Raw genomic sequence first — 14826 nt, 5'->3', positions numbered from 1 at the left:
ATTGATGGATTACCTAATTAGAACCACGTCCTATTTTATCAGAGGAAATAAGATATGCACGAGCAGAAGCAATTTTAGCTGCATAAGGTGCAAAAATTGATAGTGGTGATAGAAAGCACGCTTTTTATCGTGGTGGTGATATTGATACTCTTTTTTTACCAGAAACAAAACAATTTGATTCAAAAGACTCTTTTTATGCCACAGCATTATATGAACTTGGACATACTTCAAGACTTAATCGTGATATGACTTATCCTATAGGCTCTTTAGGATATGCCAAAGAAAAGCTACTATTGCTTCTTTTCTGATTGGGGAAGAATTAAGTATAGATTATGATCCGGTAAATAATATTTCATATGTTTCTTCATGGATTGAAGTTATGCAAAATAATCCAAAAGAAATTTTTAGAGCCGCTTTTGAAGCAGAGAAAATTAAAAATTTTATCATGGGATTAGAAAATATTAAAGTTATTAATGTTGAAAAAGAGCCATCTGTATATGTTAATTATGATCATAAAGCAGATAACACAGAAAAGATTTTTTTAGATGTTCCTTATTCCTAAAAAGAAGAAGTAAAAAAATTAGAGGCTAAGTGGGATAAAGACGCAAAATCTTGATATGTTCCTGCTAGTACAAATTTAGTTGAAAAAGGTTTGGATCGTTTTTCTCATGATAATTCAAAATCAAACACAGTTTTATCAGTGGAACAACAATTTAAGGAGGCACTTCATTCTGCTGATTTAATTATTGAAAGTCCACTTATGGATGAGAAATGGCATCGTGTTGCTGTTGAAAATGAAAAAAATATCAAAAAAGTGTTGCTTATATTGGTTATCATTCACTAGGAGGAGGCTATATTCAAAATTTTCGTCGTGGTGAAAAAATTTACTGGAAACCAGAAAAAGTTATTTCTTCTTTATCTTTAGAAGAAAAAAAAGATTGGCGCAGAAGTTAAAGAGCGGCAAGAAATTTTACAAAAAGAGATTGCTAAAAAACAAAATAACACAGCAATACTAGCTTCTCAAATATGGAAAGCCAGTAAAATAGCAACTCAAGATAATGCATATTGTAAGCTTAAAGGTATAAATCAGACGAGTGATTTAAAAGAGGTTCCAGGTGATTTTCCAGAGGACATTAAAAAGCAAGGTGTTAGAGTTGCAAAATCTGTTAAGGAAACAAAAATAATAAAGAAAAGCAATCCTAATATACGCACATTTTTGGCAGGAGATTTAATTATTCCACTATGGGATAAAGATAATAATTTAAGTACGCTTCAGATGGTTAATCTTACCTTCAAGTCTTTTATGAAAGATGGGAAAAAACATGAGAGTTTTACGATTGTCGGTTCTAATAATGTAGGAATATCCGCTCTTAATAATGATTTAGAAAATCCTATCCTTATTGCAGAAGGATATGCAACAGCTTCTGCTGTAGCACAAATTACTCATATGCCAGTTGTAACGGCTTTTGATTCTGGAAATTTAGAAAATGTAGGTAGAGTAATGCGTGATAAATATCCAGATTGAGTAATTTTGTTTGTTACAGATAATGATCATGCTACACAGGAAATATTACTTTCTAATGGAAAAAAGGAACTAATGTTGGAATTACGGCAGCTTATAGGCAGCAGATAGTTGGAGGAGGGGTAGTTTATCGGGAATTTAAGAAAGAAGAGAAAGATTTTTCTGATTGGGACGATTACAAGAGAATACATAGTAGTGATAAAGCCAGAAATGATTTTACATCTAAAATGAAAATTTCCGAAATAGAAGTAAGAGTGATGGCTGAGAGACTCCAAACACTTGCAAATATGCAAGACCAATTTGTATTGATGACTCAACAACAGCACTTGATGATCAATATGTTTATAAAGAGCGCGATGCCGCTAATCAACTTTGCCAAAGAGCAACTACTCTCAATGATCGTAATATTAATTCAAGTGATAAGGCTATGATTTCTCATGTAAGGTCTCATAATTTTGCAGGATAGGGAATAAAAACTTTCTCAAAATCCTAACACGGCTTCATATAGAGAAAAGAAAGAATCAAGAAAGTGAGATATAATAGAATGTATTTTTATTACTCAAATTCAGCCTTTAAATTAGTATGTAGACATACTCTAAGATAAGGAGTTTTCTATGGAAAAGAAATTACCAAAAAGTTATATGACTGATGCTGAATGTGAAGAATTGCGGGCAGGTGGTCTTTCTCAAAACAGTATTTATATAGTTGAGGCAGAAGCAGCTTCCAAGGCGAATGATAACAAAGCAACTTGGAAATGGTTAGCGATGGCTGAATATCCAGCACATGCACTTCTACTTCTTAAATATCAACGTGGAGCGCAATTTATACGAGATATGGGATTTTCTATCAAAAGTGCTAATGAAAAATATGGTCCGGACTGGTTAGATAAAGGTGTTGTAATAGGAGGTCATCATTTCTAATAAATTAGAAGAGCTTTTTTTACAACAAAGTATACTAGTACAGATCTTGAAAAAACATTAGGATCTCAAAAATTACACAATGTGCAAAGTAATCTATGTGATCATATTCGTAAAGTTGGAAAGAGTGGGGATTTATCATCGCTTCTTGATACGGAGAGGTGACCTTATAAATGATGATTTGCTTCGGTATGCTAATAGTATAGCTATGGCCAGTAGCCTTGAAATAGCATTAACGGAAATAGATGTTTTTAAAGATCACATAAAATTGGTTTCTAATCCTGAGAAATATGATGCGATAAATAGGGGACATAGTCTACCAAAGCATCGTAAAGGAGGATTGCCTTATGATGAAGCGCGGAAAGCAATGTCATCTCATTATACACGGCTAGGAAATCTCGACAAAGCTCATTTAACATCAGTTGAAAAATCAATCATTGATGTACGAAGAGATAATATGAATGTGATACGAAAACTCTATGAAAAAGTGCAAGCTAAAGCTATTGATATAGATTTTTCGCATTATAAAGGTCATTCTATTTAATAAAAAACTGTAGATTTTAAGTAACAGGAATGTGGATAATTAGTACTAGGCGAATGTTTTTTGTTGTTTAAATTCAATATTTAAATTAGCATACGAATGCTATTGAAATGGGGCTTTAAGTTTTACATTCTTCTCATTTTTTAGAGTGAATAGGGGTATATTCTTAAGGTTGGGGATTGGAGAATGGCTGTTACAGCATTTAAAAGTGGACGAAATTCAGAGCAAAATAGACGTCTCATTGAAAAGTTGCGTTTTGAATTTGGACAGCAGGTATGGGATTACTTAAATGATCCTACAATCATAGAAATTATGTTAAATCCCGATGGAACCTTGTGGGTTGAACATCTTGGTGAACCTAAAAAAGCTGTAGGTGTAATGGATACACAGAGGGCAGAAGCTGCTATGGGAACAGTAGCTACAGCCCTTGGAACACAAATTACCAAAGAAAATCCTATTCTTGAATGTGAATTACCAATGAATGGAAGCCGTTTTGAAGCGGTTATTCCACCTATTGTTTCTGCTCCAACATTTACAATTCGGAAAAAAGCAACACAAATTTTTACTTTGGATGATTATGTTGCAAAAAATATCATCACTCCACATCAAAAGTCACTTTTAAGTGATGCTGTGAAAAATCACAAAAATATTCTCGTTGTTGGCGGAACAGGGACAGGAAAAACTACCTTAACGAATGCAATCTTAAAAGAAATGACAGATATATGTCCAGAGGAGCGCTTTGTAATTATTGAAGATACAGCTGAACTTCAATGCGCTGCTCCTAATACTGTGGCATTTCGAGCTGTGGAATATATTGATATGACGCGGTTGTTAAAGGTGACTATGCGTATGGCGCCAGATCGCATTATTGTTGGAGAGGTGAGAGATGGTGCAGCTTTAGCTTTATTAAAAAGCTGGAATACTGGACATCCAGGTGGAATAGCAACAGTTCATGCTAATGATGCAACAGCAGGATTAACAAGAATCCAACAATTAATATCAGAAGCAACCATTGCTCCTATGCAATCACTGATAGCAGAAACAATTGATGTCGTTCTGAGTATTGAAAAAAACTTGTCAGGTCGCAGAGTCAAAGAAATTATTGAAGTTTGTGGATACGACCACGCAATCAACAAGTATATAACAAATCTCATTCATTAAAGGAGCAAAATATGAAATTATCTTCAACGCAAACAAAAAATAATTTTCACAATCATGTTATGATGTTTTTTCTTATTGTGGGGGTGGCAATTTTTCTTTGTCTTATTTTAGGTGATATTGCACATGCTTCTGATGCAACAGAGGGTGGCGGAGCATCTCTTCCATGGGAGGGGCCTCTTCAAAAGTTGAAAAAATCAATTTCTGGTCCTGTTGCTTTTGTCGTTTCTTTATTGGGGCTTGTTGCTGGAGGAGCTACACTGATTTTTGGTGGTGAAATTAGCGAATTTACAAAGCGTATTATTTATCTTGTTTTGGTTATTAGTGTCATTGTTTTTGCAAATACTCTTCTTACAGGCGCTCTCTTTTCCGGTGCTGTTGTACCTTCTAATGTTTTGGTTGGAGGAGTTTAATGGGAGAAAAACGGTATACACAATTGTTTCGCTCTCTTCATAGACCTCAACAAATCATGGGTGGAGAACGAGAGCTTATGTTGCTATCAATGCTTTTAACTGGTATTCTTATTATTTCAGCAATGAACATTGTCGCAGCAACAATTGGTATTTGTATCTGGTTTATTTCTCTTTATGTTCTACGGAGAATGGCAAAGTTTGATCCTACTTTGTCTCGAATTTACATTCGTCAATTGAAATATCGTAGTTATTATGCTCCCTTTTCACGTCCCTTTCGTGTTGCAAAATCAATAAGGACGTATTGATGTTTAAATTAAAACCCTTTCGCACTACTGTTGCCGGTCTTCCTGATCTTTTAAATTTTGCTGCTTTAATTGATGACGGCATTATCTTGGGAAAAGATGGTTCTTTATTAGCTGGTTTTTTCATTCGTGGGGATGATCCTATGTCGGCAACGGATGCAGAAAGAAATTATATAACAGGTTTAGTTAATACATACCTTTCTCGGTTTCATTCGGGATGGGCTATATGGGTTGATGCCATACGCATAGAGTCACCAAGTTATTCAGATCCAGAATTATCTCATTTTCCCGACCCTATTACAGCGTTGATTGATGCAGAAAAACGGTTTTATTTTCAGCAAAGTGAAGTTCACTATGAAACTGAATATGCTTTATTAATACAATATTTACCACCTACTCGAAAATCATCAAAATTGGGAGAAATCGTTTATGAAGATGATACTGTTGAGTTAACTACACCTGCTGAACGTTTGCTTGATGAATTCAAAAAGAAAATAGATGATTTTTATATTGGGCTTGGTGATCTACTTAAAATGCAGAGGATGAAAGCAATCACTATTAAAAATGGTGATGATGTTTATGACAGTGACCAACTTGTTAATTATTTACATTATGCGCTTAATGGTGAAGCTGTTGCCCTGCGAATACCAGATTGTCCAATGTATTTGGATTCATGGCTTGGTTATACTGATTTGTGGCCTGGAGATATTCCACGACTTGGAGATAAATTTATTGCATGTATTTCAATTGATGGTTTTCCAGCAGCCAGTTACCCTGGAATATTAGACATTCTTGATGGTTTGCCTTTACATTATAGGTGGTCTAGTCGTTTTATATTTATGGACCAGCATGAAGCTGTTGCCGCATTAAATAAATATAGATTGAAATGGCAACAAAAAGTAAGGGGATTTTTTTCTCAGGTTTTTAAGACCAATAAAGGAACTATCAATACTGATGCTTGGTTTATGGCACAACAAGCTGAGGCAGCAATGAACGAAGCTCGTTCGGGTCTTGTTGCTTACGGTTATTATTCACCAACAATTGTTTTGATGCATGAAAATCGTGAGGTTCTAGCAGAAAATGCTAGGTTAGTTAAACGCGAAATTGAACATAAAGGTTTTGCAGCTCGTATTGAAACAGTCAATACAATGGAAGCATGGTTAGGGACGATCGCTGGTCAAACTTATCCAAACATTAGACGTCCATTAATTAATACTCAAAATCTTGCCGATATGTTACCTCTCTCAAGTGTATGGCCAGGTTTACAATTTAATCCTTGTCCACTTTATCCTGATAATTCCCCTGCTTTATCTCAAGTAGTAACAACAGGTGCAACACCATTTCGGATTAATTTACATGTTGATGATGTTGGCCACACACTTGTATTTGGTCCAACCGGATCTGGAAAATCAACGCTTTTAGCGTTTTTATTAGCGCAAGCGCGTAGATATTGGTCAAGAGCAACAGATAAAAATGGTAAGCATTTACCTGCTAATATTACTGCTTTTGATAAAGGTCGTTCGTTATATACATTGTGTTATGCTATAAATGGACGTCATTATGATATTGGTGACAGTGATAGTACTATCGGTGCTCTTATGCCGCTTGCAGACATTGATACAGAAGCCGATAATCTTTGGGCGCAAGAATGGATTGCTATTTGCTATGAATTGCAGACGGGACAAGCGCTGTCTCCTCAGCAAAAAATGGAAATTCATCGTGCAATGAGGCAGATGAGTAAAACACCTAAAAATATGCGTTCACTCAGTAATTTTGTTACGACCATTCAAAACCAAGAAATCCGTGATGCACTTACACATTATACGATTTCTGGTGCTATGGGATATTTGTTAGATGGTCAAGAACAGTTAGAAGATCATAATGATTTTATTGTTTATGAAATTGATGAACTTATGAAACTAGGCGATAAAAACGGTTTGCCGGTTTTGTTATATCTATTTAGACGTTTTGAAAGAAGCTTGAAAGGACAACCATCTATTCTTTCACTGGATGAAGCATGGATTATGCTTGGACATCCTGTTTTTCGTGAGAAAATTCGTGAATGGTTAAAAGAATTAAGAAAAAAGAATTGCCTTGTAATCATGGCAACACAAAGTCTGTCTGATGCAGTTCGTTCTGGTATTCTTGATGTTTTGTTGGAACAGTGTCCTACCAAGATATTACTTCCTAATGAAGAAGCAGAAACAAAGGGTGCTGAAGGAGCGCCTGGAGCGGTTGATCTATATAGAATGATTGGTTTGAATGATAAAGAAATTCAAATTATCAAAACAGCAAAAAAGAAAAGGCAATATTATTATAAGTCTATTCTTGGCCACCGTCTCTTTGAATTAGGATTAGGTGATATTGCTCTTTCTTTTGTAGCAATTTCTAGCAAGGAAGATCTTGCCGAAATTAAAAAACTCATCAGTGAAGATGCAAAGAATTGGCCTTTTAAATGGCTTGAAATGAGGAGAGTTAATTATGAAAAATACCTTAAAGAGCATTAAATTCATTTTTGTAGTAACTATATTTTTTATAGCAAACTTTGTTGTACTGATTATTCCAGAACAAGCTGTCGCGCAAATGACTTGCATCAATTGTTCTAATTTTATGACTCAAGCGTTGGAGTATGCAAAAGATGTAGAAATTGCATTAAATACTGCACAGCAGCTCGCAGAAGAGGTTAAGCAATATAAAGATATGGTAGAACAGGCTAAAAAGCTTGATTCTATAAGCGTTGAAAGATTCGAGAATGATTTGAAATTATTGAACAGAACTTATCAAGACGCTAAAATCATTGCCTATAATATGCAGAACCTGCATAATAAATTTAAAGAACGTTATCCTGGTTATGAAAATTTTTTAAAAAAGATTGGGAAAAACAATCCGATAAAAGATTTTAGAAAATGGGCAGAAAATGGTTTTGCTAATGCACGTGTAGCTATTCAGGCAGCTGGAATTAACATAAGTAATTTTGTTAAAGAAGATAATTTTATGCGGCAGCTCATCAGTCGTTCAGCAACTGCAAAGGGGCGTATGCAAGCCATTCAAGCTGGAAATGAAATTGCTACCCAACAAGTTAAGCAACTGCAAATGCTTCGTGAATTGGTGGCTAATAATATTACTTTGCAAGCAAATTACACAGCTGATGAAGTAGAACGTACAGCAAAAAATGAAGCTAATGTTGAGAAGTTTTTTGAAACAAAATCGCCAGATACAGATCGGAAACATGCATTTTAAAAAATGGAAAATTACAAAGTGTTGAGAAATAAAAAACGCGTTTTTTTAATATTTTTTTTGATTGTGCTTGGGTATATATTTTTTACAGATATTGCTTTTGCAAATGGTTTGGACAAAACTAAATCATTTAGTGGTTTATTGGATTTAATACAAGATCAATCTCATCGCTGGTACTCAAAACTACATTATTATGGTTTTCGTCTTTTTTGGTTATTGGCTACGCTTCAATTGATTATTAGTTTTATTCCTCTTTTGTTTAAACAATCTGATATTGCTGATTTTTTGGGAGAATTGGTTAAGTTCATTCTTGTGATAGGTTTTTTTGCTGCTCTTTTAGAATATTCTCAAGAATGGGGAACAGCTATTGTTGAGAGTTTTCGTACAGCAGCAGCTGATGCAAGCGGAAGAGACAGAAATCTTTTTCCTTCAGATATTTTGGGTGAAGCTTCTGATATTATGGAAGTTATGGCAAATGTTAGCACTTGGAATCCTATAAATTCTATGTTGATTACTATTCAATCTGTTATTGTTTTTCTTTGCTTTAGTTTTATAGCTGTTTTACTAGCTGTTACACTTATTGAATCATATATTGTAATCAATGCATCTGTTATATTTATGGGGTTTGGAGCGTCTCAATGGACACGAGAAATAAGTATAACAATATTTCGTTATACTGTCTCTGTTGGTGCAAAATTATTTGTAATGACACTCTTAGTGACTTTAATTTCCGATTCTATGAAGGCATGGAAAGATGCATATGTTTATTCTGCTGCGTCAAATTGGACATTACTAGGACTTTCTTTGTTATGTGCGTATTTAACAAAGACTATTCCAGAAATTATTAGTGGTTTAATTTCTGGAACAAGTGGTGGAAGTGGTGCAACTATTGGAGCAATGGTTAGTGCTGCTGTAGGAGCAGCTGTTGTCGCCGCAACTGCTGGAGCAGGAGCACCAGCTGTTGCTGGTGGAGCAGCTGCTGCTGGTGGCACAGGTAGTGCTTTAGGAGGAGGAGAAAGTGGTGGAATAGAAACTGCTGGAATGAGTGGAGGTGGAGTTATGACAGGGGCAGTTAACAATATAAATGCTTCTCAAATGACAGGAAACTTTTTTAAAGATAGTGGTAATAAACCTCAATCGGTAGGAAATCCACGTGTAGCTGGAGGGGAAAATCGTTTCACTAGCACTAGTCAGTCTCAAGCTAAATCGATTTCTCCAGAACAATCTGAGTCAGTTTTTCCAAAAACGAGAGATATTGCTGATTTTCCAAAAACGAGAGATATTGCTGATTTTTCAAAAACGAGAGATATTGCTGATATGACTTTAAAAGGTGCTGAACATATGGCTACTTTTTGTATTCCAGGAATGGAAAATGCAGCAAATCTTAGTCTTAATGCTCCACCTACATCACCAGAATATAACGATATCCAAATTTTTAATTATAATACACCTCAATCTGATGAAGTTAGAGCAGGTGACATGATTGTAAAAACAATCTCTGGAGTAAAATCTACATTTGGAGTAAAATCTACAATAGATAAGAACTTAAAGAAACTATAGCTTTATTTTTGAGAAATAGATAGTAGTCTCTTTAATTTTGAGTTTGATAACTCACATTTTATTGTCGTAGGGGACTTATTTAAAATGCATGTCCACGATCTGTATCTGGCGATTTTGTTTCAAAAAACTTTTTAGCTTGTTCTTCTTGTTTAGCTTGACGTTTTTCCTGTTCAGTTTTACCACAACCGGTAATACTAAATCCTATAGCTAATATAACTATGCATAATAAAATACCATAATAAAATGTTTTTTTTCATTTTTATCCCTTTTTAAACATTATCATTACACCAAGGTATGAGATAATTTATTGTATTGGAATACAGATTTAATTATCGCGATTGTAGTTTGACACTAGGTTTTATACTAAGTGGGAAAAGGTGGGATTAGTTAGGAATACGTGATAATTTGTTGTTTTTATAGTTATTTTTTACCATTAAATGCGCGTTTTGTCAAAATAGATTTTGACACCTAAAATTGCAAAAAATGGTAAAAAAGAGCGAAAATCGGAATTTAAGCGTAAAAATGAGAAAAGGCTTTGAAGGTCTTTGAAAACCCTTTGAAAAATTTTTAAAAGTCTGTGAAAGCCTAGAAAACCGCCTTTGAAGACCCTTTGAAAAAAATCCGATAAAGTGTGAAGCACATTACAAAATCAGCCAAAAATAACCAAAAAAGCAAAAAAGATTTTCACCTATAGGTGATTATCTATTTTTAGAGATAATTTATATTTATAAATCAAATTGTTACGTAACATTTTCTAATGTAAAAAGATTTCCACTTTCATTTTAAAGGAGCATTAAGCCGTATCTTGTGTAGTTTTGGAATGTTCTTTTTCAGCTTCGATTTGGCGCTTTAAATGCAATTTTAGAAGAGGCAAGGTAAGCTCAACTTCTTCCGTGTCGTTGATGTCTTGAACCAACTCTTGCAACTTTATACAAAGTTCCGCCGCGAGTTCCGCTATATCTTCAGGGGGGAGTTTAATATTTTCATCACGATAGGTTGTATAAGCTATGCGACCAAGTTTTTTCATCAGTCCAGCAGGGATAGTTTGTGGTTTAAAACCTGCTGCTTTCGCTTTTGCCATGTCACTAAACATTTCACCTTCACCCGTAACGAGCCAATGGGGGTTAATGTTATAGACTCTATGATAGGCGTTAATTGCTGAGGATGTTGGCTCGTGTACTCCGATTTCATAATTGGCAAGAGTAGTGCGTTGTAAATTAAGGCGTTGTGCAAAAATACCCCGTTCCTCGTTTCCGAGCATTCGTCGTACTTCACGTAGGCGTTTTGCAAGTTCTGTTTGTGGTTCTTTTTCAGGGCGTGCCAAAAAAATCACTCCAAATGACAAAAAACTGTTTACAAAGACAGATATTTGGCATGTACCTATTATTACCGTCCGATATAGAGGGCAGTTATTACACAATTAACCCGACAAAAGACGGATAGTTGGAGTATCCGTTTTAAGCAGGAGCGAAAGTTTATGACTATCACACAAACATGGGATCGCCATAGTATTTTAGCTGAGCTACGCCGCCGGAACATGACCTTGGCGGAGCTCGCGAAAGCGTATCAAATACCCTCGTCCAGTGTTAAAAACATTTGGACACGGTCTAACGAGAAAGCCGAGCGCGCAATTGCAGACTTTATTGGCTTACCCGTTGAGCAGGTTTTTAGCGACCGTTATCCTAAAAGTCGCAGTCGTATTTTCAAGGCAGCAAAACACGCCAATACGGATTGTGTTGTTTCTTCCCTCTCACGCGGTAATGCTGCTTGAGCTTTAGGCTCTGCGTGTTAGCGCATTTGCCATGTATTTAGATACCATAAGATAAAAAGGTTTATCAATGTCTAAAGATCAATACAAAATAGACAAGAAAAATTGCACACTGTTACCTTATCAAGCAGCCGATTGGATGGGTTGTTTTTTAAGGTTAGGTGGTCAAGTTTTCTTTATCGGGGGTGGTTATGGTTGCGGCTTATAATTTATGGACCCCAGATGTCAGACGCGATATCGTTAATCCTTATTCAGAAGTTGAACGATTACAAATTATGCTTTCCTGTTCTTTTAAGGCAGTGAGTGGTGGATTTCGGCATTTGCCAATCCGGTATATTATTGACCCCCCGCATGGCTTATTTGATGCGGCGTTAGCACGACAGATTGCTATTCATATTTTGCATTATCAGTTTGAGGTTCCACGGCGGCGTATTGTCGCTATACAAGAACGGCAACGGACTTCTATTTCTCTGTCCCTTCAAGTGATTAATCGGCGATTAATGGAACCTGTTTTTGCTAAGGCTTATCGAAGATGGGCGGGGCGTGCGATGGATTTGTTTTTTAAAGAAATGGCAAAGGCGGTTGGATAATGGCACGGTTTCAAGAGATTGCTTTAGATTTGATTGTTGTGCCAGAGCGTATACGCCTTGTTGATGATGAGCATGCCAAGGCGCTTGCCCAATCGATGGCACGAGAAGGGTTAATGAATCCGATTACCGTGCGCCATACACCCAATGCGAAAGAGGGCATTATACGTTGATTGCGGGGGCGCATCGGTTACGGGCGGCGGAGCTTTTAGGGTATGGCGCCATTGAAGCGGTTGTGGTGCAGGCAGATAAAGAGAATGCCGCGCTTTTAGAGGTTGCAGAGAATTTGTTTCGTAATGAATTGTCAGTGATTGACCGCGCTTTGTTTGTGCAGACGTACCGCGAATTGTGGGAAAAGAAGTATGGGGAAATTAAGGTTGGTGGAGATGGCAGTAATCAACATAAAGCCAAAAAAGAGCAATTGGGTAAAGTTTACCCTATTGCTCAAATCAGTGATAATGCCTCTTCAAATGATAATGAAACTGGGGGTGAAGGGGACAAAGTGGCAAAGGGTAATATTTACCCTTTGCCAAATGATGGTGATTTAAATGGCAAAATGTAAAGTTTGCACTTTGCCACACATGTTGCCGATAGGATTGGTTTATCGAAGGAGTCAGTGAAACTTCTCAACCGTATTGCACAGCATTTACAGCCGGAGTTGCGGTCTGTTTTGTGAGGGACTGCTTTGGCGGATAACCAAGCGTAGTTGTTGAAGTTGGCGAAGATGGAGCCGGTTGCGCAGCGGCGGGTGGCGATTGCTTTGCAACAGGTTGAGGGGGATTTACGGCGGGCTGTTGATTTGGTCAATGGGATTAATATACCCCCGAAAGTTAATGAACAAGAACGGGTTTTTGCTCAATTGTTGGGGGTATGGCAGAGAGCGGATGCACAGACACGGGCGCGGTTTTACGATTATTTGAATAAGCAATCGGGGGAGGAGCAGGCATGAAGACGCGTGGTTCTCATCAACTTGATTTTTTTCAACGTCCGGTTTTTCCCTGTCGTGAGCCTGTTGCGCAGATTGATTTAGAGCGGTTTCGCTCTCGCATTAAGCGGGCTATGGCACGGGCTTTGCGTGAATGCCGCTATGAGCGCAGTGAGATTGCAGAGCGTATGGCGCATTATTTAGGCATTGGTTGTTTAAGTAAGGCGAGTTTGGATGCTTATGTTGCTGAAAGTAAGCAGGTGGATATTTCCTTGCCGCGCTTTAAAGCTTTTGTGCGGGCGACGGGCGCCTTTTAGCTTTGGGATGAGGTGGTGAGTGAGGATGGTTTGCTGTTGTTGCAAGGGGATGAAGCGCGTTTGGCAGAAATTGCACGATTGCAGCAGGAACAGCGTGAGATTGCCGCACAATTAAAAGCGATGCGTGCGGTTCCAGTGCGCATTAGACGGGGGCAGCCATGAAAGAGTGGTTTAGTATTGCTGAGTTGGCTGAAGCGGCTTTGCCAGGATTGCCGCAGACAAAAATTAGTCTCAATAATCTTGCGCTTAAGAAAAATCTTGCGCTTAAGAAATGGCGTTTAAATACACAATTGTTTCGTCAAATAGTAGGTAAGACCAAGCCGGTTTGGGAGTATCACATCTCTTTATTGCCGGAGGGGGCGCGGGTGGCGTTGTTGTTGCGGGAGGGGAGTGTTGATGTTTTGCGAAAGGCAGAGCTGACGAGACAAAAAGAAGCGCTTTGGCGCGTTATGAAGGGCTTTCAAAGGTGCATAAAAGCCGTTGTGAACAGCGTTTGAAGGCACTTTGTTTTTGGGAAGATTTACTTCATGCCGGTATGGGGGTGCATGATGCAGCAAGTTTGTGCGCGGTGCAGTTTGGGGTGAGCCGGATGTCGCTTTTTAATTGGTGTCAGATGGTTGAAGGTGCCCCTCGTTGTGATTGGTTGGCAGCGCTGGCGCCTTGTTATGGCGAGGAGACTGTTTCGCAGTTTGCGCCCTGCCATGAGGAAGCTTTTGAGGTTTTATGTTCGGATTATTTGCGCCCTTCTCGCCCTGCATTTTCGGCATGTTATCGGCGGATGGTTGGGGTTGCGCGGGAGAAAGGTTGGGTGCCTATTCCTTCAGAGCGAGCGTTACGCCGTCGTTTTAAGGCGCAAGTTTCCAAAGCGGTTGTAGCGCTAGCGCGAGAGGGCGAAGAGAAGGCAAACATGCAAAAGGTTGCACTGACAGCGGGTGGCATGCTTACAACGGGTGAGGAAAGCACAGTATTGGGGCATGATGTGCTTTTGAGCGCTGATCGTTTAAGCCAAGCGGGGACTGTGGAAGCACAAGGTGGTGCGCTTAGCTTAAACAGCTCTGGTCTTGTAAGCAATCAAGGCATCATGGTGGGTGTTGTTGTTGATGCAAAGCTTGGTTCATTAGTAAATTCAGGTCAATTTTTATCTCAAGGGGCTTTTACACTTGTCGCAGCAAATCATGATCCACTATTGGGGCAAACGGCTTTGGTTTTAAATGCTGAAGGTGGGGTTCTCAAAAGTGGTGGCGCTTTTGTTTTGACGACAGATGCGTTGAACAATGCTGGCATCCTTGGTTCTGGTGGTGATGGGGTTGCCCTCAATGTGAGTGGAGATCTGAGCAATAGCGGGCTGATTTATGCCAAGAAATCTGCCATGCTCTCCTTAGATGGGGATTTTATTAATCAGTTTGGCGATGTCATTGCCGAAGATAATTTAATTATCCATGGCTTAAAGGAAGAGCGGGCTGGTCATGTGATCAACAGTTCGGGTCTTTTAGAAGCTGTCTCAGGCGATATGCGTTTTGATGTCTCAGCTCTCACCAACATGCGTGAAGGTGGGGTTGAAGTGAGCGATAAAGTGGTC

General features: G+C 38.0%; 17 protein-coding genes and 3 pseudogenes. 19 read left to right on the top strand and 1 reads right to left on the bottom strand.

Going from position 1 to position 14826, the window contains the following annotated elements; translation table 11 throughout:
* Positions 1 to 95: 95 nt before the first annotated feature.
* The 12 genes and pseudogenes from ABD909_RS04365 to trbL form a co-directional block, all read left to right on the top strand.
* Positions 96 to 355, top strand: a pseudogene (locus tag ABD909_RS04365) (zincin-like metallopeptidase domain-containing protein); the annotation flags it as partial.
* A 24-nt stretch (positions 356 to 379) separates the two neighbouring features.
* Entirely contained in the window at positions 380 to 562 is a 183-nt protein-coding gene (locus ABD909_RS04360; RefSeq protein ID WP_345096885.1) for a hypothetical protein, read from the top strand.
* Positions 563 to 652: 90 nt separating this feature from the next.
* Positions 653 to 844: a hypothetical protein gene (locus ABD909_RS04355; RefSeq protein WP_345096747.1), complete on the top strand. Its 192-nt coding sequence runs from the start codon at positions 653 to 655 to the stop codon at positions 842 to 844.
* 432 nt (positions 845 to 1276) lie between these two features.
* Positions 1277 to 1525: a hypothetical protein gene (locus ABD909_RS04350; RefSeq protein WP_345096746.1), complete on the top strand. Its 249-nt coding sequence runs from the start codon at positions 1277 to 1279 to the stop codon at positions 1523 to 1525.
* A 611-nt stretch (positions 1526 to 2136) separates the two neighbouring features.
* Positions 2137 to 2442 carry a hypothetical protein gene (locus ABD909_RS04345; RefSeq protein ID WP_345096745.1) on the top strand — a complete coding sequence of 102 codons (306 nt, stop codon included), beginning with the start codon at positions 2137 to 2139 and terminating at the stop codon, positions 2440 to 2442.
* 145 nt (positions 2443 to 2587) lie between these two features.
* Positions 2588 to 2983, top strand: coding sequence for a hypothetical protein (locus ABD909_RS04340; RefSeq protein ID WP_345096744.1), 396 nt, complete (start codon positions 2588 to 2590; stop codon positions 2981 to 2983).
* A gap of 183 nt (positions 2984 to 3166) precedes the next feature.
* On the top strand, positions 3167 to 4141 hold the full coding sequence (trbB, locus tag ABD909_RS04335; RefSeq protein ID WP_345096743.1) for a P-type conjugative transfer ATPase TrbB: 975 nt from the start codon (positions 3167 to 3169) through the stop codon (positions 4139 to 4141).
* Between the two features lie 11 nt (positions 4142 to 4152).
* Positions 4153 to 4551, top strand: a complete 399-nt coding sequence (locus ABD909_RS04330; protein WP_345096742.1) for a TrbC/VirB2 family protein — start codon at positions 4153 to 4155, stop codon at positions 4549 to 4551.
* Positions 4551 to 4856: a conjugal transfer protein TrbD gene (gene trbD / locus ABD909_RS04325; RefSeq protein ID WP_345096741.1), complete on the top strand. Its 306-nt coding sequence runs from the start codon at positions 4551 to 4553 to the stop codon at positions 4854 to 4856. Before ABD909_RS04330 ends, trbD begins: the two co-directional genes overlap by 1 nt.
* Positions 4856 to 7360 (top strand): VirB4 family type IV secretion/conjugal transfer ATPase, encoded by a 2505-nt coding sequence (locus ABD909_RS04320; protein WP_345096740.1) that lies wholly within the window; start codon positions 4856 to 4858, stop codon positions 7358 to 7360. Before trbD ends, ABD909_RS04320 begins: the two co-directional genes overlap by 1 nt.
* On the top strand, positions 7335 to 8093 hold the full coding sequence (gene trbJ / locus ABD909_RS04315; RefSeq protein ID WP_345096739.1) for a P-type conjugative transfer protein TrbJ: 759 nt from the start codon (positions 7335 to 7337) through the stop codon (positions 8091 to 8093). Before ABD909_RS04320 ends, trbJ begins: the two co-directional genes overlap by 26 nt.
* A 108-nt stretch (positions 8094 to 8201) precedes the next feature.
* Positions 8202 to 9650: a P-type conjugative transfer protein TrbL gene (trbL, locus tag ABD909_RS04310; protein WP_345096737.1), complete on the top strand. Its 1449-nt coding sequence runs from the start codon at positions 8202 to 8204 to the stop codon at positions 9648 to 9650.
* A 793-nt stretch (positions 9651 to 10443) separates the two neighbouring features.
* Here trbL and ABD909_RS04305 read toward each other — a convergent pair.
* Positions 10444 to 10974 (bottom strand): helix-turn-helix domain-containing protein, encoded by a 531-nt coding sequence (locus ABD909_RS04305; protein ID WP_345096736.1) that lies wholly within the window; start codon positions 10972 to 10974, stop codon positions 10444 to 10446.
* A 153-nt stretch (positions 10975 to 11127) separates the two neighbouring features.
* Between ABD909_RS04305 and ABD909_RS04300 the strand changes: the two genes are divergently transcribed.
* The 7 genes and pseudogenes from ABD909_RS04300 to ABD909_RS04270 form a co-directional block, all read left to right on the top strand.
* Positions 11128 to 11421: a helix-turn-helix domain-containing protein gene (locus ABD909_RS04300; RefSeq protein WP_345096735.1), complete on the top strand. Its 294-nt coding sequence runs from the start codon at positions 11128 to 11130 to the stop codon at positions 11419 to 11421.
* Positions 11422 to 11488: 67 nt separating this feature from the next.
* Complete coding sequence (locus ABD909_RS04295; protein WP_345096734.1) at positions 11489 to 11626, top strand: hypothetical protein; 138 nt, start codon at positions 11489 to 11491, stop codon at positions 11624 to 11626.
* Positions 11610 to 12008 (top strand): hypothetical protein, encoded by a 399-nt coding sequence (locus ABD909_RS04290; protein ID WP_345096733.1) that lies wholly within the window; start codon positions 11610 to 11612, stop codon positions 12006 to 12008. Before ABD909_RS04295 ends, ABD909_RS04290 begins: the two co-directional genes overlap by 17 nt.
* Positions 12008 to 12954 (top strand): annotated as a pseudogene (locus tag ABD909_RS04285) (ParB/RepB/Spo0J family partition protein). The gene ABD909_RS04290 and the pseudogene ABD909_RS04285 overlap by 1 nt, the downstream one beginning before the upstream one ends.
* Positions 12951 to 13409 (top strand): annotated as a pseudogene (locus ABD909_RS04280) (hypothetical protein). The pseudogenes ABD909_RS04285 and ABD909_RS04280 overlap by 4 nt, the downstream one beginning before the upstream one ends.
* Entirely contained in the window at positions 13406 to 13744 is a 339-nt protein-coding gene (locus ABD909_RS04275) for a MerR family transcriptional regulator (protein ID WP_345096732.1), read from the top strand. Before ABD909_RS04280 ends, ABD909_RS04275 begins: the two are co-directional and overlap by 4 nt.
* Positions 13687 to 14826, top strand: a 1140-nt coding sequence (locus tag ABD909_RS04270; protein ID WP_345096731.1) for a DNA-binding domain-containing protein, incomplete at its 3' end; no start/stop codon positions are given. The genes ABD909_RS04275 and ABD909_RS04270, both read left to right, overlap by 58 nt.

This window comes from Bartonella acomydis, assembly GCF_039543025.1.
Classification (GTDB): Bacteria; Pseudomonadota; Alphaproteobacteria; order Rhizobiales; family Rhizobiaceae; genus Bartonella; species Bartonella acomydis.
Note: the sequence above shows the minus strand (reverse complement) of the source record. Positions and strands in the feature narration are given on the sequence as shown.

Excerpts from the sequence above, each read along its gene's own strand:
- ABD909_RS04360 (WP_345096885.1), top strand. The coding sequence starts at position 380 with ATGCAAAATAATCCAAAAGAAATTTTTAGAGCCGCTTTTGAAGCAGAG.
- ABD909_RS04350 (WP_345096746.1), top strand. The coding sequence starts at position 1,277 with ATGGTTAATCTTACCTTCAAGTCTTTTATGAAAGATGGGAAAAAACAT.
- ABD909_RS04345 (WP_345096745.1), top strand. The coding sequence starts at position 2,137 with ATGGAAAAGAAATTACCAAAAAGTTATATGACTGATGCTGAATGTGAA.
- trbB (WP_345096743.1), top strand. The coding sequence starts at position 3,167 with ATGGCTGTTACAGCATTTAAAAGTGGACGAAATTCAGAGCAAAATAGA.
- ABD909_RS04330 (WP_345096742.1), top strand. The coding sequence starts at position 4,153 with ATGAAATTATCTTCAACGCAAACAAAAAATAATTTTCACAATCATGTT.
- trbD (WP_345096741.1), top strand. The coding sequence starts at position 4,551 with ATGGGAGAAAAACGGTATACACAATTGTTTCGCTCTCTTCATAGACCT.
- ABD909_RS04320 (WP_345096740.1), top strand. The coding sequence starts at position 4,856 with ATGTTTAAATTAAAACCCTTTCGCACTACTGTTGCCGGTCTTCCTGAT.
- trbJ (WP_345096739.1), top strand. The coding sequence starts at position 7,335 with ATGAAAAATACCTTAAAGAGCATTAAATTCATTTTTGTAGTAACTATA.
- ABD909_RS04300 (WP_345096735.1), top strand. The coding sequence starts at position 11,128 with ATGACTATCACACAAACATGGGATCGCCATAGTATTTTAGCTGAGCTA.
- ABD909_RS04295 (WP_345096734.1), top strand. The coding sequence starts at position 11,489 with ATGTCTAAAGATCAATACAAAATAGACAAGAAAAATTGCACACTGTTA.
- ABD909_RS04290 (WP_345096733.1), top strand. The coding sequence starts at position 11,610 with ATGGTTGCGGCTTATAATTTATGGACCCCAGATGTCAGACGCGATATC.
- ABD909_RS04275 (WP_345096732.1), top strand. The coding sequence starts at position 13,406 with ATGAAAGAGTGGTTTAGTATTGCTGAGTTGGCTGAAGCGGCTTTGCCA.